A 21,757-nucleotide genomic window follows, 5' to 3' on the forward strand; every position below is an offset into this window, starting at 1 on the left:
GGTCTACTATTCTCTATAATTGCTTCAAATCCAATAAAAAAATCAAAAAGGAGTTCGGAATGAGAGCATTCCGAACTCCTTTTGTCTACAAACTGAAGAGACCCTACAAGGGTCTCTTGCCATACAAATTAAAATTCACTACACGTTTTTTCTATTTTACCTTAAAATAAGTAAGATTCTCCATCATCAGGTACTAAAACATTCGAGGAGATTCCTTTTTCATTAATAAAGCTTTTTAATTCTTCTTTTGATAATGTCCAATGATTAACAGCTTCCATATGGACAGAAATGATTTTTGCATCTGGAGCAGCTTTATAAACTTCATAAATGTCATCTTTCCCCATAATTAGAGAACCACCTTCAGAGAGTTGAACATCCCCGCCGTTGACAACAATGATTTCTGGTTTGTGTGTTTCAATTACTTCCTGAACAGCTTCATACCAAACAGTATCTCCAGCGAAATATAAAGTTTTCTCATTTGAGTGTTTGAAGACAACGCCGCACACTAGACCAGTAACCTTTAGGATTTCGCCTCTTCCATGCTCGCCTTTTGTTTTAATTAATTGGATTCCTTCAAAGACTGTATTCTCTTGTAAAACCTCTACATTTTGGAAGCCTGCATTTCGAATTTCAGTCGTATCTTCTTCATTTTGGGAAAATATTTTAATCTCTTTGGGCAGCGCTTCTTTAGCAGCATCATCCCAGTGGTCATAATGTAGATGAGTGACAATAACAGCATCAACATTATGAATGATATCGTCAATGGATATTGGTAAACTAACTAAAGGATTATTTGAGTTGTTTTGTCTTAATGAAGGGAAAGGTGGGTAAGTCCCTTTTTCTGATAACATTGGATCGATTAAAAACTTCTTTCCCGCATATTCAACGACAATTGTTGCGTTACGAATTTGATGTATATTCATATTTATTAACTCCTTTATCTTTTGAAATTTCCTCTGAACAATGTATAGTCTAAACTATGGACACATGACTGATACATAGATTAAATAAAGTCTTTTGGACGTTTGACTTTATTTTCGAAAGAATTAACGCAAATAGATCAAACAGATAAAAAAATTATAGAGAAATTATGTAACAATAGCCGAATTGCTGATGAAGGAATTGGGAGAGAGTTCATTTAACAGGGCCAGCAGCTATAGCTAGAGTAGAGAAAACTCTAAAATCAAAAGATTAAAAGAACCAAGAGAAGAGCAGCCGATTTCGGTTGCTTTTTATTTTGTATTTTCCCTGTAGGGATATGTATATAAGCCCTAGCTTGGTAAATTTCATGTCCAAGCTAGGGCTTTTTTAGAGAATATTTACATCAAACATCGCCGTTTTATAAAGTAAACTATTTACTAATAACAATCGATACTTTATAGTTTGCATGTTTGTTTAAGTCATTTAAAAATTGATCTAATACCTCGTTTGAGGGGAATTTACATTCAAGCAAATAGCAACTGTCTCCACTAATTTTGTAATTGTTTATTACATAATCATCTTTTGTTTTTATAAAAGCTAAATAGGGTTGATGATCTATATTGTTGATATAAATATTAAGAAATGCATGTATAGCAAGTCCTAACTTCACATGATTCACTTTGATACTACATCCTGTTATTATACCGTTGTCTAATAACTTCATTATTCTTGAATTGGTTGCTGGTGAAGAGAGATGCACTTTTTCCCCTAATTCTTTTATTGTCATCCGACTATTTTTTGATAGTTCCTCTAGTATTTTTTTATCTATTTCATCAATCATACTCTTGTTTCCTTTCTTAAAAATAGGATGGATTTTACCTAAAGTGTTCGATATACATTTTTTTATGCTTGCTTAAAAACTTTAAAAATAAAGTTAAAGCGTGAAATAAATTTATTTTCCTTATGTATTTAGTGATTAGGAAAATATATGCTTAATATCATACAAAATCAAAAAAGAAATGGACATTCTAAATAGATGGACATACTGTTGTATGTTTTCGGTTGTATAAAGAAAATTAATCTTTTGAGGTGAAATGATGAAAAAATTTGATATATCTATTTTATCAGTAGCTCCATTAAGACAAGGAGAAACAATGAAGCAAGGAATTGATTCTGCAGTGTCATTGGCCAAAGCTGTAGATAAAAATGGGCTATAAACGGATTTGGTTTGCAGAGCAACATAATCACGACGCTTATGCAAGTGCAGCTACGGTATCTATTGTACAACATATATTAGCAAATACAGAAGACATTCGCGTAGGTTCAGGAGGTATTATGCTGCCAAATCATTCCCCATTAGTCGTAGCGGAGCAATTTGGAACACTTGAAACATTGTATCCCAATCGTGTGGATTTGGCATTAGGGCGTGCACCGGGAACGGATCAAAAAACTGCCGATGTGATTCGTCGTTCAAATCATAATGGGGTGTTTTTCTTTGAACGAGAAGTGCAAGATATTTTGCGTTATGTAGGGGATGAGAGCGTGCAAGGAGAGGTTCGTGCTTATCCAGGCATTGGAACGAATGTACCAGTCTTTATATTAGGCTCCTCAATTGGTTCAGCTAAAATCGCTGCAAATCTTGGTCTACCTTATGCATTTGGTGCACAATTTTCACCTCATACGATGGAAGAAGCGCTCGCTATTTATCGAGAAAATTTCCAACCGTCTTCTTATTTACAAGAGCCTTATGTGATCGCTTGTATTAATGTGATTGCAGCAGAATCTATGGAAGAGGCATCTTTTATTTCTGTAAGTCATTTGCAGGTGTATATTGATATTTATACAAATAATTTAAGTATGCTTATTCCACCCACTGAAAACTTCGTAGAATCGTTATCACAGTCTGAATTAGAAATTCTAAATAGTCGACTGGGATATACAATCATGGGTGATCCAGAAACAATTCGTCGCGAACTAATTGAATTCCAACAGATGTATCAAGTAGATGAATTAATTGTGTTGTCTAATATTTACGAATTGAGCAAGGAAATTCAGTCTTACGAGATTTTAAAACATGTTGTGGATGAGTTGTTTGAATAAATAATTGAGCAACTTTTGAAGTCGAGTCAGTTACATTTGCTTATGTTCTTCAACAATTGGGCGCTTTTCTGAAATTAAGGAGAGCGTCTTTCTTCTGGATAGGGCCATATTGTTGAGAAAAGTAATCACATATTTATATATAATGCATTTGAGAATTGTGAAGTATTCCACTAAACTACCATGAAAATAAACTTCTGTAACTCCGAAAAACGACAATACCAAAGAAGACCCATCTCATTCGTTTAAAAAAAATGAAGAGAGCCGCAAAATCATTGATCTATAGATTGGGTTGACTGGATTAAGAACCAGTATGGACAGTTCAACATATTTTCATTCTCTGTGGTGCAGCGACGATATTTCTGCTGCATGGATGGCTAACGGGTCAGGTTAGCTAAAGATTTGTTTAGCTTCTATTCAAACAGGCCAGCTTGTGGAAAATCGCACATATAGATTAAGTAATGACAAACGCTTTATAAGAAAGTCCTAATTTCATTTTATAAATCTTTTTCTTAATAACCTTTTTGAATATGGGAATTATAGTATTTATCCATACAGGGATTAAACAACAGAATCCGTTGACTGCCACATGACAATATATGTTTACTTATCTACAAGATCAAAAAAGAGCGAAAAGGGTATAATACCTCAAATATTGAGGTATTATACCCTTTTGCTCCTTTAATTTTCTTGATTATGCTCTCCCCATTGGCACATTTCCTGGATAATAGGCCAGAGAGTTTGTCCCTTTTCAGTAAGGCTATATTCGACTTTGGGGGGGATTTGTGGATATTCCTCACGATGAACTAAGCCGTCACTCTCCATTTCCTTTAATGTGGAACTGAGTGTTCTATAGGTTATTTTACCGATCATACGCTGAAGTTCATTATAACGTACGGCACCATTTTTTGATAAATAGTAAATAACGAGTAGCTTCCATTTACCGTTGATAATAGAAAGTGTGTAGCCAAAAAAAGTTTCTTCGTTATCGGCGACATTAACTTTGGATTTTTTTGTCATTATACTATCCTCCTAGATAGTATGCGTCAGAAAAGTGCATACTTGTTAGTGAATATATATCGACTATATAATACATTTAGTTTCAAGTAAAGGGGGTACACGATGTCGAACGAAGAAGCCTTGAAGCAATACGACGTGAAAAAATATCGAACTCCGGACGGCTACACCACTGACATTGCAGTTTTCACGATTTCTCCAATTAAACAAGAGGAAACTAAACCCCTTGTAACGGATTTGAAAATCATGCTGATTCAGCGCAGCATGACTGACAGCGAAGGACGTCCCAATATCGAAGCAGGGAAATGGGCGCTGCCGGGTGGATTTGTTGATCCTAACGAAACCGCATTTGAATGTGCGAAGCGAGAGCTGAAGGAAGAGACCGGTATAGAGAACATTCACCTGGAACATTTCGGGGTATACGACAAACCGGGGTGTGACCCAAGAGGCTGGACAATTTCCAATGCACATCTCGCCATTGTACCAGAGCATAAGCTTTCGCGGCGGCAAGCAAATGATGACGCGAGCGATGTTCAGCTGTTCTCCATCAAAGAAGTCTTGAACCTGGTTCTTGCATTTGACCATGCACAAATCATTGAAGATGGCATCGGTGTCGTCCAAAAGAAATTGGACAACAAAATGGAATTGATGACCGATATTCAGTAAAAAATAATTCGATCCATTCAAGAGTAAAGGAGGAAATGCTATGGCGAAAATCGGAATTTACGGATCTTCCTTTGACCCAATCACGAATGTCCACTTGTGGACGGCAAGTACAATCGCTCATCGTTGCAAATTGGATCGCGTCATTTTCCTGCCTTCCTCCAATCAGCGTACCGACAAACTAATGCATATTTCTGATGAGCACCGGTGGAACCTAGTTCGCATGGCGATTAAGGGAAATGATAAGTTTGTTGCCGACGATTACGAAATGAGGCAGTATGCTTGGGACATTGCCACCTATCTTACTATGGAACACTTCAAGGAAAAGTATCCGGACGATAAGGTCTACTTCATCATGGGTGCTGACCTACTCGTAGATATCGGGGACGAGAAGTGGAAAAAGTCGAAAGAACTTGTACAGGAGAATAAGTTTATTGTCATGGCGCGAAATGGCATCGACATGTTGGCCGCGATTGCAAAATCACCGATTCTGCGAAATGTAGATGATGGCAAAACCTTTCATCTAATCGACAAAGGACTAGCTATGGAAATTAGATCTACGTATATTCGAGAAGAGTTCCAAAAAGAGGGAGAACCACGATATTTACTTCCTGAAAGTTGTTACCAATACATCAAAACGAATCATTTGTACCAGTAATAAGGGGGAGTTTCCAATGAGCAAACAAATGGAAATCATCCAAGCTTTGGATGTGAAACCAGAGATCAACGCCATAAAGGAGATTCGCAATCGGATCGACTTTCTCAAAGCATACTGTTTAAAAGTAGGAGCAAAAGGTTTTGTTTTAGGTATTAGCGGTGGTCAAGACTCGACACTTGCCGGACGGCTGTCCCAATTGGCGGCTGAAGAACTGAGGGCAGAAGGTTATGAAGCCAAATTTTATGCAGTTCGGCTCCCTTATGGAACGCAAAAAGATGAAGAAGATGCTGAAGCGGCCCTGACATTTATCAAGCCCGATCAAACCTTTGTCTTTAACATTAAGGATCCCATCGAAGCTTTTGTCAATGTCTATACGAATGCGACGGGTAAAGTCATGGCTGATTATCACAAGGGGAATGTTAAAGCCAGAATGCGTATGGTTGCACAATATGCGATTGCTGGGGAGCATCAATGTCTGGTCATCGGTGCAGATCATGCAGCCGAGGCAGTAACAGGATTCTTCACGAAATTCGGCGACGGGGGGGCCGATATCATTCCTTTAACCGGCCTCACCAAAGGTCAAGGGCGTGATCTCTTGAAGGAGCTTCATGCTCCCGAGCAACTTTACCTTAAGACTCCAACAGCAGACTTGCTCGATCACAAACCTCTGCAATCGGACGAGACGGAACTAGGTATTGAATACGATGTTCTTGATCAATATTTATTGGGAAACGAAGTGGAAGCTAGTGTTAAGGCGAATATTGAAAAACGATTTGAAATAACAAAGCATAAGCGGGAGTTGCCCGTAACTCCATTTGATACTTGGTGGAAGGAAGCATTTGTTTGAAGGGAAGCCGCTCCGTATAGGAGGTTATTTTATTGAACCAATAATCGGCTGTCAGCAACCTTGTTTTTGGATTTTATTATATTATACTATCCTCGTGGATAGTATATGTTCAAAAAGTGCATACTTGTTTACGGGTTTATACCCGCTGTATAATATATTTAAATCAAAGTAAAGGAGACAAATAAAAGATGTTAACACAACAATATCAAGACAACATAGACACATTACTAAAGAAAATCCAAGAAGCTGAGGCAATTGTGGTAGGTGGCGCTGCTGGGATGTCTGAGGCTATCGGACACAGTTTTTATCATACGGATGAAAATTTTCTGAAGCATTTCGGGAAATTTGCAGATAAATATGGTATTAAAAACCTTTTTGAGGGCTTTTATTACCGTTTTTCTACAAGAGAAGAGCGGTGGGCTTTTCTTGCTACTGAAATCAAATTTTTACATGATGCCGAAGCCGGTCGTCCTTACCTTGATTTATTGCAACTACTTCAAGGCAAAAACTATTTCATTGTTACAACGAATCAAGACGCACAGTTTTCCAAGACTTTCCCTGATGATAAAATTTCCCCAATTCAAGGGGATATGCGTTATTTTCAGTGTGGCTCCCGTTGCCATGATCAGGTTTATTTTAATAAAGAGCAAGTTGAGAACATGTATGAAAACATAGATGGAACCAGAATTCCAACAGAGTTAATTCCATTATGTCCAAAGTGCGGGCAGGAAATGGAACCATGGGTGCGCTCTTATGTATTTCTGGAAGGTAGCTCTTACAGAAATGAATTAAGAAAATACAATGAGTTTCTTATAAAAAACAAAGATAAAAAGATTCTCTTTCTGGAATTAGGTGTTGGCACAATGACACCGATGTTCATCAAAGAACCCTTCTGGAACATGACTTACAAGTGGCCGGATGCATACTACATTACCATCAATCCAAAGGATGCATTGTTGCCAAGGGAACTGAAGGATAAGGGACTCGCCATTCATGAAAATATTGCCGTGGTATTACAAGATGCTTTGAACAAGAAAGAAAAAAGAGATGTGGATGGATAAGTACTGAGCAATACGGCTTCGCATTACACGAATTCAATAAGCAAAATAGATTCATCAAAATTTCGGAAAAAATGGGGGTTCATATGGAAGAGAAGTATCAAGAAGTTTTAAGCAAAATCAAGAAGGCTGACAGCATTGTAATCGGCGCAAGTAACGGCCTCGCCATTTCGGAAGGTTATAATATTTTTGCAGAGGATTCGTCCTTTCTGGAACATTTTGGTGATTTTCGTAAAAAGTATGGTTTTCGTAGTATCCTACAGGGATCTTTTTATCCATATCCTTCCGAGGAAGAAAAGTGGGCATTTTTCAGCCGTATGTACGCCTACTTTTTAAACAACAAGGAAGCTAGTCCGGTTATGAAGAACCTTTATGAACTGGTGAAGGATAAAAATTATTTTGTGGTTACCTCTAATACAGATTCTCATTTTACACTGGCAGGATTTCCAAAGGAACGTCTTTTCGAAATAGAGGGCAATAGTCGGTATTTGCAATGTTCTAATGGTTGCCATAATCAAATTTACCAAGGCGACGAAATATTGAGCAAAATGGCCCAAAACCAAGAAAATGGAAAAGTTCCTTCAAACCTTATTCCTAAATGTCCAGAATGTGGTGGCCCCATGCAGGTCCATGTCGAAGTCGATCGGAATTTTCTAAGGGGTGAGGCATGGCAAGCCAGCTTTCAGGCTTATCAGGATTTTATCGATAATGCTCATGGAAAAAAAATAGTCCTGCTGGAATTAGGCATAGGAGCAAGAAATCAATTGATTAAAGCCCCGTTTATGAATTTAACTAACTCGGAAGAAAATGCTACCTATATTACCTTTAATAAGGGGAGAGAGCTTTATATTCCAGATGTCATTGCTGATAAATCCATTGGTATCGACGGCGATATCGCGGAAGTGTTACAGCAATTAGTACAGATGAAATAAGCTGATTCAACGCATTGAAAAAAGGAGAGAGTGAAAGATGTTTCTATCAAATATTCTGAATGCTCCTATCTGCCAACCAATCAAAGAGCCTTATGAACGATGGTATGCATTCATGGAGAATAATGTAGAGTTTTGGCTGCCGGATAGTGAATGGCATACGAAATCCCATTGTGCTCGTGTCCTGTTACTGGCACTCCTCATCGGACATCAAAAAGGTCTGAGTGATGAGGAAAAGGATGCACTTGGAATGGCAGCTGTATTCCATGATTCCCGTCGTCTTGATGATGGGATTGACAAGGGACATGGCGGTCGCGCGGCAGCGTATTATAAGGATTATTGCCGTGAGCACGATTTGCCCTATGATGAGCAAACCTACTACATCTCCTATTACCATGACCAAGATGATTCGCTTGGTTTGTCAGAAATTAAAAAGTCATCTGGTTTAACTGAAAGGGCCGTGCTGCTGTATCAGATTTTCAAGGATGCTGACGCACTGGATCGCTTCCGTCTAGGTCCTGATGGTTTGGATGTGAATTTTCTTCGGACCGAAGAAGCACGTCAACTTGTTGACTTTGCTAAAGAAGTTTTACGTAAAAGTAGTGAAACGAATGCATGAGAAATCTGTTAATCATGAGCAAGTCCGATTATATTTTACAAGATTAGGAGGAAAGTATGATGAACAAGTATATAGATGATAGCTTCGCCTTACACACGGACTTGTACCAAATCAATATGGCGAAAGCTTATTGGGAAGATAACATTCATACAAAAAAAGCTGTTTTTGATTTGTATTTTCGGAAATTGCCGTTTGGAAATGGGTATGTGATTTTTGCCGGATTGGAACGAATCATTGATTATCTCCAAACGTTTTATTTTTCTGAAAGCGATTTGGAGTATTTAAAAGAACTTGGTTATCAAGAAGACTATGTTGACTTCTTACGAACTGTACGTTTTACAGGGACGGTTCGTGCCATGAAAGAAGGGGAAGTTGTATTTGGCAACGAACCCATTCTTCGTATCGAAGCACCGTTAATCGAAGCGCAACTCATCGAGACGGCATTGTTGAATATCGTGAACTATCAAACACTCATTGCAACCAAAGCTTCTCGAATTAAACAAGTCGCAGGTGATCAACCCGTCTCAGAGTTTGGATCAAGGCGCGCACATGAATTCGATGCCGCCTTATGGGGGACAAGAGCTGCTTATATTGGTGGGTTCTCTAGCACAAGCAATGTTCGAGCAGGAAAACGATTTGGGCTTCCTGTTTCAGGAACACATGCACATTCCTTTGTTCAAGCGTATCAAGATGAATACACTGCTTTCCATAAATATGCAAAAAGTCACAAAGATTGTGTCTTCTTAGTGGATACCTATGACACTTTAAAATCAGGTGTTCCTACGGCAATCAAAGTTGCCAAAGAACTAGGCGACAACATAAATTTTGTAGGCATTCGCTTAGATAGTGGAGATTTGGCTTACCTCTCCAAAGAAGCAAGAAAGTTATTAGATCAAGCAGGATTTGTCGACACTAAAATTTTTGCTTCGAATGATCTTGATGAATATACGATTATGAGCTTAAACGCACAAGGAGCGAAAATAGATGCATGGGGAGTTGGTACCAAAGCCATCACTGCCTACGATCAACCAGCTTTGGGTGCTGTGTACAAACTGGTCTCCATTGAAGATGACAACGGACAGATGCGTGACACGATCAAAATTTCTGCAAGCCCTGAAAAAGTCACAACACCAGGCTTAAAAAAGGTATATCGTATTATCAATAATCTTACGAAAAAATCAGAAGGGGATTATATCGCCTTAGCCAACGAACAACCAGAAAAAGAATCAAAACTTCATATGTTTCACCCTGTGCATACGTACATTGGAAATTTTGTCACCAATTTTACAGCCAAAGACTTGCACGAAGATATTTTCGACCATGGCACACTTGTGTATGAAAGTCCGTCAGTCCAAGAGATTCAATCCTATGTCGGGCAACAACTAGGCCTTTTATGGGACGAATACAAACGTTCATTAAATCCAGCGGAATATCCTGTGGATCTAAGTCAGGCTTGTTGGGACAACAAAATGAAAAACATTGAGGAAGCAAAAAAACACACCCGAAATGCTGTCCCTGTATAGGGGAAAACATCTAGAAGAATTGTAATTTCAAAAAAATCACTTATGGGAGTTGAATTAAAATGGCAAAAGAAGCTTTGTTAATTGTTGATATGAGTAATGATTTTGTTGCTGATAATGGAACATTGACCGTTGGTAAGCCAGCCCAAGACATCGTGCCTTATATTAAGGAGTTGGCTACGAAATTTTTAGCTGAAGGTAATGTTGTTGTCGTATCGATGGATGCACACCAACCAAATGACCCGCACTTTGAATTATGGCCACCACATAATATAGTAGGCACAGAAGGACAACAATTGTACGGAGAATTATATGATTGGTTTCAAAACAATAAACAGAATAAGAATTTAATTTATTCGCCTAAAACAAATTATAATGCATTCTTCAAAACAGATTTAGCTGAAACGTTCAGAGATTCAGGAATAGAAAAGGTTCATACTGTCGGGGTGACGACGGATATTTGTGACTTTTTAACTGTTGCAGGGGCAGATGCAGAAGGATTCAAAACTGCCATTCATAAACGAGGTGTAGCCACATTTACTGATCTTGGAGAAACAATGCTAAACCATATGAAACGCTGCTTCCATACTCAAGTTATTGAATAAATACAAAATCAATTAGGAAGGTGAAAAAACATGTTGGACTTGTTACAACGAATTAATGAATTAGCGAAAAAACAACGTGAAGAAAGGTTAACAAATGCAGAAAAAGCCGAGCAGCAAGTGCTTCGTGAAGATTATTTACGTGTTATACGCGGACAAGTTCTCCAAACTTTCTCAGGAATGAAGGTAGTGGATCCTAATTTAAATGATGTAACACCTGAAAAAGTTCGTAAATTAAAAACAAAAGATTAACAGTATTATAGAAAAAAGTGAGAAATCAAGGTGAAAGACTATTTAGTAAAAGGCATTGCTCACAATAAACAAGTGCGCGCACATGCTGCAATTACAACAAAAACAATAGAAGAAGCAAGACGCCGCCACGATATGCTACCGGTCGTTTCTGTAGTTCTGGGACGTTCTATGACAGCAGAAGTCGTACTTGGCTCTATGCAAAAGGGAGTAAAAAAACTATCCATAAAAATGAATGGCCGCGGATTAATTGGGACCACCCTGGTTGGTGCAAATGCCAAGGGGTGAGAGGGTATGTTTCATTTCCCATGCACATGCAGGGCTGTTTTGCCTGGTTCCCATTGTATCGGGTGAAAACAGTGAGGATTTTACCTCTAACCTACTGCATTCGGAACAAGTCCCCCCTTGCTGTAGGTGTACTAGTAAATCCGGACTTTACGATTCAAGCTGCTGGGTTTTATTATTCAGCTGATGTGAGCACAGAAGAAGAGACAATTCGTTTTATTATGTTGTGTATTTAAATGAAAAATAATTATTAAATTTAAGAAATGAGGTTTTATTAATATGAAGAAATTTAAAAAGACATTTATGCTTTCAATGACAGCGCTTATGATGAGCGCCTATTTAGCTGCTTGCGGAAGCCCTCAGGACACCGAACCCGTAGATGAGCAAAATGCTTCTCAACAACAAGAACAGGAAATGAATATCCAACAAATCCGAAATGCTACATTAACTGTAGAATACGGTGGGCAAAAGTTCTTGATTGATCCGATGTTTTCCAAAAAAGGCGAATTTGATCCTTTCCTTCCAGCCGAAAGAGATGATCGAAATCCAATCGTTGAATTACCAATGTCCGTTGATGAGATTCTTGATGGTGTAGATGCTGTCATCATTACTCATACACATGAGGATCACTTTGACCAAGCAGCAAAAGAACAGCTGCCTAAAGACATTAAGATGTTTATGCAAGATGAACAGGATGCTGAATTAGCCAAAGAATTAGGATTCACGAATATTGAAGTCATGGAAGAAGAAGTAGGTATAGACTTTAATGGAGTTGAACTTACTGAAGTTGATGGTCGTCACGGACATGGAGAAACGGCAAAGCTCATGGGAAATGTTATGGGGATTGTCTTCCAACACCCGGATGAAAAAACTTTGTATTTAGCTGGTGATACCGTCTGGTATGAAAAAGTACAGGAGAACATCGATACCTACAAACCAGAAGTTATTATACTAAACGGTGGCGAAAACCAATTTGTTGAAGATGGCCCTGTTGGCCCTCTTATTATGGGGAAAGAAGACATATATGAAGTATACAAGGCTGCTCCTGAAGCTACCATCATTGTTAGTCATATGGAAGCAGTTAACCATTGGGGATTGTCCAGAGAAGAATTAAAGAACTTTATCAAAGAAAAAGGAATCAAGTCTAATGTATTAGTGCCAGATGATGGAGAATCTTACTCATTTTAAGGTGAAAACAGAAAAAACGTGTAGTAAATTTTAATTTGTATGGCAAGAGACCCTTGAAGGGTCTCTTATATTATTCTTAATAAAATATTTTGTAGTTAGACTATATTATTCAAATCCCTTTTTCATACAGATAGGTAAGAGTTTGAAGTTTATCGCTCCCTGTTCACACCGTACGTGCGGCTTTCACCGCATAAAGCGTTCCAACTAATTCAATTCTATGTACTATTAGATTTGACTTTTATTTTCTTCCGAAATCAAAAGGAATGATAATTGATAGTGTAATTCTTATCCTCCACTAGTAGCAGAAATGACGATTGGTGATAGAAAGTGTTTATAGCAAGATAGGAGGAAAACAAATGGAAAAAGCACCAAAAGACACACGTGTCGTTGTAGGAATGTCAGGCGGAGTCGATTCTTCTGTTGCTGCAATGCTTCTAAAAGAGCAAGGCTATGACGTGATCGGAATATTCATGAAAAACTGGGACGATACAGATGAATTTGGTGTTTGTACGGCTACAGAAGATTACGAGGATGTTATCCGCGTCTGCAATCAACTGGATATTCCTTATTATGCCGTGAATTTTGAAAAGCAGTATTGGGACAAGGTGTTCACTTATTTCCTAGAAGAATATAAGACGGGAAGAACGCCGAATCCCGATGTGATCTGCAATAAAGAAATCAAGTTCAAGGCATTTTTAGATCATGCGATGAGCCTTGGAGCGGATTATGTGGCTACAGGACATTATGCACGTGTGGTCAGGGAAAATGGAAAAGTTCACATGTTGAGAGGGAAAGATGAAAATAAGGATCAGACTTATTTCCTTAATCAATTAACAGAAGAGCAGTTAAGCAAGGTGTTATTCCCGCTAGGTGATATCGAAAAACCAAAAGTAAGAGAGTTGGCAACCAAAGCTAATTTGGCGACCGCATCCAAAAAAGATAGCACAGGCATTTGCTTTATTGGTGAACGAAATTTCAAAGAGTTCTTAAGTGGGTATTTGCCTGCTCAAAAGGGAAATATGGAAACATTCGACGGCAAAGTTGTCGGACATCATGATGGTTTAATGTACTATACAATCGGACAGAGGCATGGATTGGGTATCGGAGGAAACGGCGATCCTTGGTTTGTCGTAGGAAAGGATCTGGAAAGGAATGTGCTGTATGTGGAACAAGGCTTCCACCATGAAATGCTCTATTCAGACAGCATCATTACTGACAATGTCAGCTGGATTTCAAAGGAAGATATACCAAATACATTTGAATGTACTGCAAAATTCCGCTATCGCCAATCGGACAATAAAGTAACGGTAGAACGGTTGGATGATTCCAAAGTTAAAGTCATTTTCCACGAACCAATTCGTGCTATCACACCTGGACAAGCAGTTGTCTTCTATCAAGGAGAAGAATGCCTCGGTGGAGGAACTATTAACCAAGTGTACCGCGACAACAAACAATTAACGTATGTAGGATAAAATGGAGGGATCGTTGATGGCTGATATTTCTATTTTATTGGCATTCAGTGCAGGCGCATTAACTTTTATATCGCCTTGTGTATTTCCACTTTATCCTGCATTTTTATCGTATATTACCGGGATGAGTGTAGCGGAAATACAAATGGGTGAATTAAAAGGACAGCGCAAAGCAATTTTGCATACAATTTTCTTTTTGTTTGGATTTTCAATCATTTATTTAGTGCTGGGCTTTGGAACAGCAGGAAGTGCGACTTTATTAGAGACCTGGTATTTTCAATATGGAGATATAATTCGACAAATTGGTGCTATTTCAATGGTGCTCTTTGGATTGATTACGATTGGGTTATTCCAACCAAAATTTTTGATGAAGGAACATAAACTGCATATTCAAAATAAACCAGCCGGTTATTTAGGTTCAGTACTCATTGGATTAGCTTTTGCTCTAGGTTGGACACCTTGTATGGGTCCAATTTTAGCGGCTACATTAGCACTTATAGGTGCAAATCCATCACAAGGTCTATGGTATATGGCAGCTTATGTTTTAGGCTTTAGTATTCCTTTTCTTTTAATGGCATTTTTCATTGCGAAGTTTAACTGGGTAAAAAAATACAGTGGCTCTGTAATGAAAATTGGCGGAGGCATTATGATCGCGATGGGGATGATTCTGTTTTTCGATAAACTGACATTTATCAATTCATTATTGCAACCGATATTTGGGGATTTTCAGGGGTTTTAATCTTTTTGAGGCACTGGAGTTATCAAATGTGACTGGTTTGAGATAAAGTATCAGCTAAAGAAGAATCTATCTTGATCAAGCTTTTTCAAAATAGGTTCTTCTTTTTATTCCTATTCTGCTGGATTGTGATAATTAATCAAATTAATGAGTTGACTTTTTACCCTGAGGGGTATATTATAAATCATGTGATCGATTCTCATGAACGAAAGTACTGGGAATCTTAATAGGCATCAAGTAAACAGTCGTTATCAAGAAACGACTATTTTATTACCGTTAATTATACCTATGCGGGTACAGGTAAGATGTCGTCACTATAACCAATCATCTAAGGAGGGTAACGGAATGATTCAAGCAAATAAGCAGTTGGATGCAAATGGTTTAGCATGTCCAATGCCGGTAGTGAAAACCAAAAAAGCAATCACCGATCTTGAAGAAGGCCAAGTATTGGAAGTTCAAGCAACAGACAAAGGCTCAAAGGCTGATTTAGCTGCTTGGGCAAGTACTGTAGGACATCAATATTTAGGTACAGTGGAAGAAGGCGATGTTCTTTATCATTACATTCGCAAAGGTTCTAATGAGCCAGAAGTGGAAAAAGCCTATGAACACACGATTTCACTTGAAGAACTTGAATCACGGAATGGTTTAATTTTAGACGTACGTGAAGCGGCTGAATATGCATTTGGACATATTGAAGGTGCCAAATCGATTCCAATGGGTGAGTTAGAATCACGTCTAGCGAAATTAGATAAGAATGAAGAGATCTATGTGATTTGCCGTACTGGCAAACGTTCTGATTTGGCAGCACAACTTTTAGCAAATAACGGCTTTACAAAAGTTTATAACGTTCTACCAGGCATGAATGAGTGGGACGGTAAAATAACAAAAGAAATTTAGGAGGAATTTATTATGTCAGAAAAAATCGCCATTATTGCAGCAAACGGTGGAATGTTTGATGCTTACAAAGTATTCAATATCGCAACGGCAGCAGCAGCTTCAGAAAAAGAGGTACAAATCTTCTTCACTTTTGAAGGGCTAAACTTAATTCACAAGCAAGCAATGCATGCATTAGAAATGCCAGCTGGAAAAGAACATTTCGCTGAAGGATTTGAAAAAGCAAATATTCCTAGCATTCCACAACTCGTAGAAGTTGCGCAAGATCTTGGTGTTAAATTTATTGCTTGCCAAATGACAATGGATGTGATGGGTCTGACGAAAGAAGATTTCGTAGATGGAATCGAAGTTGGTGGAGCTGTAACATTCCTAGAATTCGCTAAAGATGCAGCACCAACATTAACATTCTAATAAGAAATACTTCATGCAGTGGGGGAACTTCCCCCACTGCAAAAAAATCGATATTAATATACCTATGGGGGTAATGAGAAGATGGCTGTAAACAAATGGACAGCAGCACAAGTTGCTAGAAAAGTAATTGAAAATAAAGAACTTTTTATTTTGGATGTTCGCAACGGCGATGCATTTGAAGATTGGAAAATTGAAGGACACAAATTTGAGTATTTCAATATTCCTTACTTTGAATTATTAGATGGTGTGGAAGAAATTCTACCGAAACTTCCGACGGATAAAGATGTGCTAGTCGTCTGTGCGAAGGAAGGGTCTTCTGTCATGGTAGCAGAAATGCTATCAGAAGCTGGTCGTGAAGTGGCATACCTTGAAGGTGGAATGAAATCCTGGAGCAGCTACCTAGAACCAATAAAAGTTGCTGATTTGGAAAATGGCGGCGAACTATACCAATTTGTTCGTCTAGGCAAAGGTTGCTTATCTTATATGGTGATTTCTGAAGGAGAAGCAGCAATTATTGACGCAGTACGTTTTACAGATGTGTATACAAACTTTGCAAAGGAAAAAGGTATAAAAATCAAACACGTATTTGATACACACCTACACGCAGACCATATTTCAGGTGGACGTCACATTGCAGCTGAAACAGGCGCAACTTATTATTTACCGCCAAAAGATGCCATAGAAGTAGTGTTTGATTACACACCACTCACAGATGGCCTAAACGTGAAAATTAGTGCATCTCGAATGGATGTGAATGCACTATACTCACCTGGTCATACGATTGGTTCTACTTCTTTTGTCATTGACAATCAGTTTTTACTAACAGGTGATATTCTATTTATCGACTCCATTGGTCGTCCAGACTTAGCGGGACTTGCGGAAGACTGGGTTGGAGATTTACGTGAAACATTATATTCTCGTTACCGTGAACTTGCAGAAGACCTATTAGTATTACCTGCACACTTCATGATCATTGATGAATTGAATGAAGATGGAACAGTAGCAAGACGCTTAGGTGATCTATATAAAGAAAACCATGGTCTAAACATCGAAGACGAAGAAGAATTCCGTCGTACTGTGACAGATAACTTACCACCACAACCAAATGCGTACGAACAAATTCGTCAAGTCAACATGGGTAAAATTAATCCGGACAATGACGAACAAATCGAAATGGAAATTGGACCTAACCGCTGTGCAGTTCGATAAAAAAACTAGTAAAGGAGTATTCACATGAACATTACAAAAACATTAGATGCAAAAGGGCTTGCGTGTCCAATGCCTGTCGTTAGAACAAAAAAGGCAATGGATACGATTAACTCTGGTGAGGTACTTGAAGTACTTGCAACGGACAAAGGTGCTCTAAGCGATATCCCAGCTTGGGCAAAGTTAGGTGGCCACACTATATTAGAACAAAAAACAAAAGAAGATGTTTTATACTTCTATATTCAAAAAGCATAATGAAAACCAAATAGCGAGTAGCAATGACTACTCGCTCTTCTAAGTTAGAAAGAAGGTTGATCCATGGATTTAACATTTATCATCGTAGTATTTGCAATTGGATTTATCGGTTCTTTTTTATCCGGTATGTTAGGTGTGGGCGGTTCTATCATTAAATATCCAATGCTGTTATATATTCCTCCCTTATTTGGTCTTGTAGCCTTTACAGCCCATGAGGTTTCAGGTATAAGTGCAGTACAAGTACTGTTTGCTTCCATTGCCGGAGTCTGGGCATACCGAAAAGGTGGCTATCTAAACAAACAACTCATCATTAATATGGGTGGTGCTATCCTACTTGGTAGCTTACTTGGTAGTTATGGATCTAGCTACTTATCAGAACAAGCAGTGAATGTCGTGTATGGTATTCTTGCCGTAATTGCTGCAGTGATGATGTTTATACCAAAAAAGCCAGTAGATGATATCCCGCTAAATGAAGTGACATTTAATAAGCCAATAGCGGCAATCTTAGCTTTAATAGTTGGAATAGCATCTGGCATAGTCGGTGCCGCAGGAGGATTCCTACTCGTACCGATCATGTTAATCGTCCTACACATACCAACACGAATGACGATTGCAACAAGTCTAGCCGTTACGTTTATTTCTTCCATCGGAGGTAGCGTAGGTAAACTCGTTACCGGTCAAGTGGATTATTGGCCAGCAGTTATTATGATTGTGGCAAGCCTATTAGCAGCACCGCTTGGAGCAAAAACTGGTAAGAACATGAATACAAAAGTATTACAAGTTATTTTAGCATTTATGATTGCAGGTACTGCAGTGAAGATTTGGTTCGATATTTTAGTGTAGTTGAATGAAGCCCATGACTGGAAAATTTAAAATAAATAGTGTTTATCGATAAGAATGGGGAATTTCAATTTTCCATATGTCAACTGTAGGAAAGGAGTAGGCACAGTTGACAATATACCTTCAAGGGTATAACATAAAGGTTGATAGTGCTGTGATTAACAAGAAATAAAATGATATCTCTTATGAACGGTTTGTAAATTACATCAAGAACAACAGCATAGTGGAGGTGAATTCTTATGGAATACAATGATCAAATGAAAAATAGAGTCAAGCGCATGGAAGGGCAACTTCGTGGAATTTTGAAAATGATGGAAGAAGACAAAGATTGTAAAGAGGTCATTACGCAGTTATCCGCAGTTCGCTCCGCAGTAGATCGAACAATAGGGGTGATTGTCAGTTCAAACTTAGTTGAATGTGTTCAAGAGGCTGAACAAAATGGGGTAAAAACGGACGATCTCATTAAGGAAGCTGTCAATTTGCTTGTAAAAAGCAGATAAGAATCTTTTGGTTGGCAGCTTTCTTTTCAGCTAGTAATATACCTATACGGGTAGGGTTTTTAAGGTTTTGGATAAATTAATTTTTTTAATTAAATAAATACCTATATGGGTATAGGAAGGTGGTGCAAGATTTGGAGTTTTTCAATTATATCGTTATTGTACTTTTCCTATTTTTCATCTTACAGCGTGTTCTACCTACAAAAGGTGTGCGACATATCTCAACAACTGATTTAAAAGAGGAGTTACGTAGCAAGGAGAAGCAATTTGTCGATGTCCGAACACCGGGTGAATTTAAAGGAAATCACATTAAAGGCTTTAAAAATATCCCTCTCAACCAACTTTCTCAAAAAGCGGATCAGGAGCTGTCAAAGGATAAAGAAGTGATTGTCATTTGTCAAAGTGGGATGAGGAGCAAAAATGCGAGTAAGATATTGAGAAAATTAGGATTTACAAAAGTGACAAATGTAAAAGGTGGCATGCTTACTTGGAGAGGGAAGTAAGGTAAGTTTTTTGGAATTTTTAATACCCATATAGGTATATGGACATTAATAGAGTGCATATTATTAATTTTATTGGAGGAATGTTAACGATGGCTGAATTGAAAACAACTGTGAATATTGCTTGGAATGGCGGAGCAACTGGAAATGGTACACTTAAAGCAGAGTATCTGGATACAAAAGTTGCTATTCCCACATCTTTGGGAGGCAGTGGGAACGGAGCAGATCCAAAAGAGTTACTCGTTTCTTCAGCAACAACTTGTTATATCGCAACGCTTACTTATATGCTTGAAAGCAGAAAACTACCTATAGTACAACTTACATTAAATTCTGAGGCTTCTATATCCGATAAAGGGTTTAACATTACGCATGCTCCACAAATCGTTTTAGCTGCGGATGCAACAGAAGATCAGGTTCAATCTGCAGAAAGAGCGATAGAAGGAGCAGATAAAGGCTGCGAAGTCGGGAATTTATTGAAAAAAGCTGGTGTTGTCATTGAAGCACAAGGGAAGGTCTCTTTGAAATAAAAGAGACGAATAGAAAACACCATTTAATAAGCAGGAAAGAAGCACTATATACCGGTCAGGGTATATAGTGCTTTATAAATGAAAACAACTATGGGAGGTATAAATTTGAAAAAGAAAAAGTTGCAGACTTATAAAAATCACACACGTATTCACCCTTTACAACATTATGTACTCATGCCGATTAGTGCGATTACATTAGTGATGGCAATCATTTCTACAATTATGAGCATCGTGAAAGGTGATTTTACCTTCACTACATTTTTAATAATGGCTTTGGTTATCATGGGGATCATTACAGGCTTATTGGCAAGAATGAATGCCTTAAAAGTTCAAGACCGCACGATTCGAGTCGAGGAACAATTGCGCTATTTTATGTTAACAGGCTCACCTATCGATCCTAAAATTACGCTATCACAACTGATTGCCTTACGCTTTGCAACCGATGATGAGTTTCCAAAGCTTGCTTCTAAAGCTGCATTAACGAACATGACACCTGATGAAATAAAAAAAGAAATTCAGCAATGGCGATCAGATGAGTATCGGGTCTAATAGCTAATACAAAAAATATATCGAAAGGATGATGAAAAGATGAACCATTGGAATACACGTTTTCAATCAGAACAGTATGTTTATGGTAGGGAACCAAATGTTTTTCTGACGGAATTTCAGAAGAAAATAAAAGTTCCCGGTGATGCTTTGACCATAGCCGAAGGGGAAGGGAGGAATGCGGTTTATTTGGCAGAGCAGGGACTGAATGTCACTGCGTGGGATTATGCGGAATCAGGGCTAGCAAAAACAAATAAGCTCGCAGAAGAACGAGGAGTAGTTGTTTCGACAGAACTTGTGGATCTAAACGAAGCAAATTGGAGTGAAGCGAAGTGGGATGAAATTGTATGCATCTTTGGTCATTTTCCAACAGAACTTCGACAGAAAACCCTTCAAGGTGTAAAGAAAGCTGTGAAGCCAGGTGGTTATTACCTGACAGAGGTCTATTCACATTACCAGATCCCTTATAAAAGTGGCGGACCACAAAATCTGGATTTTTTATACAAGCCGGAAGAGTTTTTGAAAATCTTTGCTGAATGGCGCATCGTTCATTTTTTCATGGGAGAAGTTACCCGTCATGAAGGAGAACTTCATAATGGACTGTCACATGTTATTCAATTTGTTGGTCAAAAACCGGAGGAGTAACAGAAGGAACAAAAATGAACGTGACAACGTGGGACTTGCGGAATTAGGATTGACATACACCGATATCTGACTTAGTCTTAACTGAACTAAATAACCTACGATACGAAGCTGTGCGTAAATATGAATGTATATAATGTAAGCTGAATGTAAAATAGACATAAAAGCATATAATCTTGTAGGTTTATTTTTACAACTTCAACAATTAAGGGTGTGTAATAGATACTCTATAAAAGGGTGCTTTGTTGTCCAAAATTTGTAGAAAATGATCAAACTTTTTTATAAAAACTTATTTCAAATCTTCAAAAGAGAATTCCATTTTGATCAAACTATTTTTCAAAATGGATTCTTTTGTTTGCCATAAATTACGGGTTCTAGTAAGACTTTTGATCAAACTTTATTTTAAAGCTACATCAGCAATCGGGCAGATTGTTAAACATCAGCAGGATTTTAGGGAGTATACCGAAGATGAAATATTGCTCATGTTAAAAATGAACCAACTAGCAGAACAGTTTAATAAATAGGTATTTTCCAACTAACTCTTTATTGTTAAAATAATGCAATAGCATAGGGGGTTGCAC

General features: G+C 38.1%; 27 protein-coding genes and 1 pseudogene. 25 read left to right on the forward strand and 3 right to left on the reverse strand.

The window, feature by feature from the left end; translation table 11 throughout:
• Positions 1-161 precede the first annotated feature (161 nt).
• Together ACFFIX_RS22865 and ACFFIX_RS22870 are read right to left on the reverse strand one after the other, a co-directional pair.
• Positions 162-923, reverse strand: a complete 762-nt coding sequence (locus tag ACFFIX_RS22865) for an MBL fold metallo-hydrolase (protein WP_378938175.1) — start codon at positions 921-923, stop codon at positions 162-164.
• A 428-nt stretch (positions 924-1,351) separates the two neighbouring features.
• Complete coding sequence (locus tag ACFFIX_RS22870) at positions 1,352-1,762, reverse strand: Lrp/AsnC family transcriptional regulator (RefSeq protein ID WP_378938176.1); 411 nt, start codon at positions 1,760-1,762, stop codon at positions 1,352-1,354.
• A 256-nt stretch (positions 1,763-2,018) separates the two neighbouring features.
• Here ACFFIX_RS22870 and ACFFIX_RS22875 point away from each other — a divergent pair.
• A pseudogene (locus ACFFIX_RS22875) lies at positions 2,019-3,021 on the forward strand (LLM class flavin-dependent oxidoreductase).
• A 678-nt stretch (positions 3,022-3,699) separates the two neighbouring features.
• Here ACFFIX_RS22875 and ACFFIX_RS22880 read toward each other — a convergent pair.
• Positions 3,700-4,038 carry a winged helix-turn-helix transcriptional regulator gene (locus ACFFIX_RS22880; protein ID WP_378938178.1) on the reverse strand — a complete coding sequence of 113 codons (339 nt, stop codon included), beginning with the start codon at positions 4,036-4,038 and terminating at the stop codon, positions 3,700-3,702.
• Positions 4,039-4,140: 102 nt separating this feature from the next.
• On the opposite strand from ACFFIX_RS22880, the gene ACFFIX_RS22885 reads away from it, so the two are divergent.
• The 24 genes from ACFFIX_RS22885 (at position 4,141) to ACFFIX_RS23000 (ending at position 21,179) form a co-directional block, all read left to right on the forward strand.
• Positions 4,141-4,701 carry an NUDIX domain-containing protein gene (locus ACFFIX_RS22885; protein WP_378938179.1) on the forward strand — a complete coding sequence of 187 codons (561 nt, stop codon included), beginning with the start codon at positions 4,141-4,143 and terminating at the stop codon, positions 4,699-4,701.
• Positions 4,702-4,741: 40 nt separating this feature from the next.
• A complete protein-coding gene (gene nadD, locus ACFFIX_RS22890; protein ID WP_378938181.1) occupies positions 4,742-5,356 on the forward strand; it encodes a nicotinate (nicotinamide) nucleotide adenylyltransferase in 615 nt (204 codons plus the stop codon).
• Positions 5,357-5,372: 16 nt separating this feature from the next.
• Positions 5,373-6,203 (forward strand): NAD(+) synthase, encoded by an 831-nt coding sequence (gene nadE / locus ACFFIX_RS22895; protein WP_378938183.1) that lies wholly within the window; start codon positions 5,373-5,375, stop codon positions 6,201-6,203.
• Between the two features lie 188 nt (positions 6,204-6,391).
• Positions 6,392-7,264, forward strand: a complete 873-nt coding sequence (locus ACFFIX_RS22900; protein WP_378938185.1) for an SIR2 family NAD-dependent protein deacylase — start codon at positions 6,392-6,394, stop codon at positions 7,262-7,264.
• 83 nt (positions 7,265-7,347) lie between these two features.
• Positions 7,348-8,193, forward strand: a complete 846-nt coding sequence (locus ACFFIX_RS22905; RefSeq protein ID WP_378938187.1) for an SIR2 family NAD-dependent protein deacylase — start codon at positions 7,348-7,350, stop codon at positions 8,191-8,193.
• A gap of 37 nt (positions 8,194-8,230) precedes the next feature.
• On the forward strand, positions 8,231-8,809 hold the full coding sequence (locus tag ACFFIX_RS22910) for an HD domain-containing protein (RefSeq protein ID WP_378938189.1): 579 nt from the start codon (positions 8,231-8,233) through the stop codon (positions 8,807-8,809).
• A 56-nt stretch (positions 8,810-8,865) separates the two neighbouring features.
• Positions 8,866-10,332 (forward strand): nicotinate phosphoribosyltransferase, encoded by a 1,467-nt coding sequence (locus tag ACFFIX_RS22915; protein WP_378938191.1) that lies wholly within the window; start codon positions 8,866-8,868, stop codon positions 10,330-10,332.
• 59 nt (positions 10,333-10,391) lie between these two features.
• Entirely contained in the window at positions 10,392-10,934 is a 543-nt protein-coding gene (locus ACFFIX_RS22920) for a cysteine hydrolase family protein (protein WP_378938193.1), read from the forward strand.
• Positions 10,935-10,964: 30 nt separating this feature from the next.
• Positions 10,965-11,183, forward strand: coding sequence for a DUF896 domain-containing protein (locus ACFFIX_RS22925; RefSeq protein WP_378938195.1), 219 nt, complete (start codon positions 10,965-10,967; stop codon positions 11,181-11,183).
• A 30-nt stretch (positions 11,184-11,213) separates the two neighbouring features.
• Positions 11,214-11,468, forward strand: coding sequence for an Hsp33 family molecular chaperone HslO (locus tag ACFFIX_RS22930; protein WP_378938197.1), 255 nt, complete (start codon positions 11,214-11,216; stop codon positions 11,466-11,468).
• A 71-nt stretch (positions 11,469-11,539) separates the two neighbouring features.
• Positions 11,540-11,701 (forward strand): hypothetical protein, encoded by a 162-nt coding sequence (locus tag ACFFIX_RS22935; protein ID WP_378938199.1) that lies wholly within the window; start codon positions 11,540-11,542, stop codon positions 11,699-11,701.
• A 178-nt stretch (positions 11,702-11,879) separates the two neighbouring features.
• Positions 11,880-12,653, forward strand: a complete 774-nt coding sequence (locus ACFFIX_RS22940; RefSeq protein WP_378938287.1) for an MBL fold metallo-hydrolase — start codon at positions 11,880-11,882, stop codon at positions 12,651-12,653.
• 356 nt (positions 12,654-13,009) lie between these two features.
• On the forward strand, positions 13,010-14,125 hold the full coding sequence (mnmA, locus tag ACFFIX_RS22945; RefSeq protein ID WP_378938201.1) for a tRNA 2-thiouridine(34) synthase MnmA: 1,116 nt from the start codon (positions 13,010-13,012) through the stop codon (positions 14,123-14,125).
• 13 nt (positions 14,126-14,138) lie between these two features.
• Complete coding sequence (locus tag ACFFIX_RS22950; RefSeq protein WP_378938203.1) at positions 14,139-14,861, forward strand: cytochrome c biogenesis CcdA family protein; 723 nt, start codon at positions 14,139-14,141, stop codon at positions 14,859-14,861.
• Between the two features lie 342 nt (positions 14,862-15,203).
• Positions 15,204-15,755, forward strand: coding sequence for a sulfurtransferase TusA family protein (locus ACFFIX_RS22955; RefSeq protein WP_378938204.1), 552 nt, complete (start codon positions 15,204-15,206; stop codon positions 15,753-15,755).
• Between the two features lie 12 nt (positions 15,756-15,767).
• A complete protein-coding gene (locus ACFFIX_RS22960; RefSeq protein WP_378938206.1) occupies positions 15,768-16,163 on the forward strand; it encodes a DsrE/DsrF/DrsH-like family protein in 396 nt (131 codons plus the stop codon).
• 81 nt (positions 16,164-16,244) lie between these two features.
• A complete protein-coding gene (locus tag ACFFIX_RS22965; protein ID WP_378938208.1) occupies positions 16,245-17,372 on the forward strand; it encodes an MBL fold metallo-hydrolase in 1,128 nt (375 codons plus the stop codon).
• Positions 17,373-17,396: 24 nt separating this feature from the next.
• Positions 17,397-17,624, forward strand: coding sequence for a sulfurtransferase TusA family protein (locus tag ACFFIX_RS22970; protein ID WP_151586669.1), 228 nt, complete (start codon positions 17,397-17,399; stop codon positions 17,622-17,624).
• A 63-nt stretch (positions 17,625-17,687) separates the two neighbouring features.
• Positions 17,688-18,467: a sulfite exporter TauE/SafE family protein gene (locus tag ACFFIX_RS22975; RefSeq protein WP_378938210.1), complete on the forward strand. Its 780-nt coding sequence runs from the start codon at positions 17,688-17,690 to the stop codon at positions 18,465-18,467.
• A gap of 236 nt (positions 18,468-18,703) precedes the next feature.
• Positions 18,704-18,964, forward strand: a complete 261-nt coding sequence (locus ACFFIX_RS22980; protein WP_378938212.1) for a metal-sensitive transcriptional regulator — start codon at positions 18,704-18,706, stop codon at positions 18,962-18,964.
• A gap of 131 nt (positions 18,965-19,095) precedes the next feature.
• Complete coding sequence (locus tag ACFFIX_RS22985; RefSeq protein WP_151586663.1) at positions 19,096-19,464, forward strand: rhodanese-like domain-containing protein; 369 nt, start codon at positions 19,096-19,098, stop codon at positions 19,462-19,464.
• 89 nt (positions 19,465-19,553) lie between these two features.
• Positions 19,554-19,988, forward strand: coding sequence for an OsmC family protein (locus ACFFIX_RS22990; RefSeq protein ID WP_192800095.1), 435 nt, complete (start codon positions 19,554-19,556; stop codon positions 19,986-19,988).
• A 105-nt stretch (positions 19,989-20,093) separates the two neighbouring features.
• Positions 20,094-20,537: a DUF6526 family protein gene (locus tag ACFFIX_RS22995; RefSeq protein WP_378938215.1), complete on the forward strand. Its 444-nt coding sequence runs from the start codon at positions 20,094-20,096 to the stop codon at positions 20,535-20,537.
• A gap of 39 nt (positions 20,538-20,576) precedes the next feature.
• A complete protein-coding gene (locus ACFFIX_RS23000) occupies positions 20,577-21,179 on the forward strand; it encodes an SAM-dependent methyltransferase (RefSeq protein ID WP_378938217.1) in 603 nt (200 codons plus the stop codon).
• Positions 21,180-21,757: the final 578 nt, after the last annotated feature.

The sequence above is a fragment of the Metabacillus herbersteinensis genome, from assembly GCF_042433335.1.
Lineage (GTDB): Bacteria > Bacillota > Bacilli > Bacillales > Bacillaceae > Metabacillus > Metabacillus herbersteinensis.

Excerpts from the sequence above, each read along its gene's own strand:
- mnmA (WP_378938201.1), top strand. The coding sequence starts at position 13,010 with ATGGAAAAAGCACCAAAAGACACACGTGTCGTTGTAGGAATGTCAGGC.
- ACFFIX_RS22915 (WP_378938191.1), top strand. The coding sequence starts at position 8,866 with ATGATGAACAAGTATATAGATGATAGCTTCGCCTTACACACGGACTTG.
- ACFFIX_RS22905 (WP_378938187.1), top strand. The coding sequence starts at position 7,348 with ATGGAAGAGAAGTATCAAGAAGTTTTAAGCAAAATCAAGAAGGCTGAC.
- ACFFIX_RS22880 (WP_378938178.1), bottom strand. The coding sequence starts at position 4,038 with ATGACAAAAAAATCCAAAGTTAATGTCGCCGATAACGAAGAAACTTTT.
- nadD (WP_378938181.1), top strand. The coding sequence starts at position 4,742 with ATGGCGAAAATCGGAATTTACGGATCTTCCTTTGACCCAATCACGAAT.
- ACFFIX_RS22960 (WP_378938206.1), top strand. The coding sequence starts at position 15,768 with ATGTCAGAAAAAATCGCCATTATTGCAGCAAACGGTGGAATGTTTGAT.
- ACFFIX_RS22870 (WP_378938176.1), bottom strand. The coding sequence starts at position 1,762 with ATGATTGATGAAATAGATAAAAAAATACTAGAGGAACTATCAAAAAAT.
- ACFFIX_RS22990 (WP_192800095.1), top strand. The coding sequence starts at position 19,554 with ATGGCTGAATTGAAAACAACTGTGAATATTGCTTGGAATGGCGGAGCA.
- ACFFIX_RS23000 (WP_378938217.1), top strand. The coding sequence starts at position 20,577 with ATGAACCATTGGAATACACGTTTTCAATCAGAACAGTATGTTTATGGT.
- ACFFIX_RS22910 (WP_378938189.1), top strand. The coding sequence starts at position 8,231 with ATGTTTCTATCAAATATTCTGAATGCTCCTATCTGCCAACCAATCAAA.
- ACFFIX_RS22955 (WP_378938204.1), top strand. The coding sequence starts at position 15,204 with ATGATTCAAGCAAATAAGCAGTTGGATGCAAATGGTTTAGCATGTCCA.
- ACFFIX_RS22980 (WP_378938212.1), top strand. The coding sequence starts at position 18,704 with ATGGAATACAATGATCAAATGAAAAATAGAGTCAAGCGCATGGAAGGG.
- ACFFIX_RS22940 (WP_378938287.1), top strand. The coding sequence starts at position 11,880 with ATGAATATCCAACAAATCCGAAATGCTACATTAACTGTAGAATACGGT.
- ACFFIX_RS22970 (WP_151586669.1), top strand. The coding sequence starts at position 17,397 with ATGAACATTACAAAAACATTAGATGCAAAAGGGCTTGCGTGTCCAATG.
- ACFFIX_RS22865 (WP_378938175.1), bottom strand. The coding sequence starts at position 923 with ATGAATATACATCAAATTCGTAACGCAACAATTGTCGTTGAATATGCG.
- ACFFIX_RS22925 (WP_378938195.1), top strand. The coding sequence starts at position 10,965 with ATGTTGGACTTGTTACAACGAATTAATGAATTAGCGAAAAAACAACGT.
- nadE (WP_378938183.1), top strand. The coding sequence starts at position 5,373 with ATGAGCAAACAAATGGAAATCATCCAAGCTTTGGATGTGAAACCAGAG.
- ACFFIX_RS22965 (WP_378938208.1), top strand. The coding sequence starts at position 16,245 with ATGGCTGTAAACAAATGGACAGCAGCACAAGTTGCTAGAAAAGTAATT.
- ACFFIX_RS22885 (WP_378938179.1), top strand. The coding sequence starts at position 4,141 with ATGTCGAACGAAGAAGCCTTGAAGCAATACGACGTGAAAAAATATCGA.
- ACFFIX_RS22900 (WP_378938185.1), top strand. The coding sequence starts at position 6,392 with ATGTTAACACAACAATATCAAGACAACATAGACACATTACTAAAGAAA.
- ACFFIX_RS22920 (WP_378938193.1), top strand. The coding sequence starts at position 10,392 with ATGGCAAAAGAAGCTTTGTTAATTGTTGATATGAGTAATGATTTTGTT.
- ACFFIX_RS22975 (WP_378938210.1), top strand. The coding sequence starts at position 17,688 with ATGGATTTAACATTTATCATCGTAGTATTTGCAATTGGATTTATCGGT.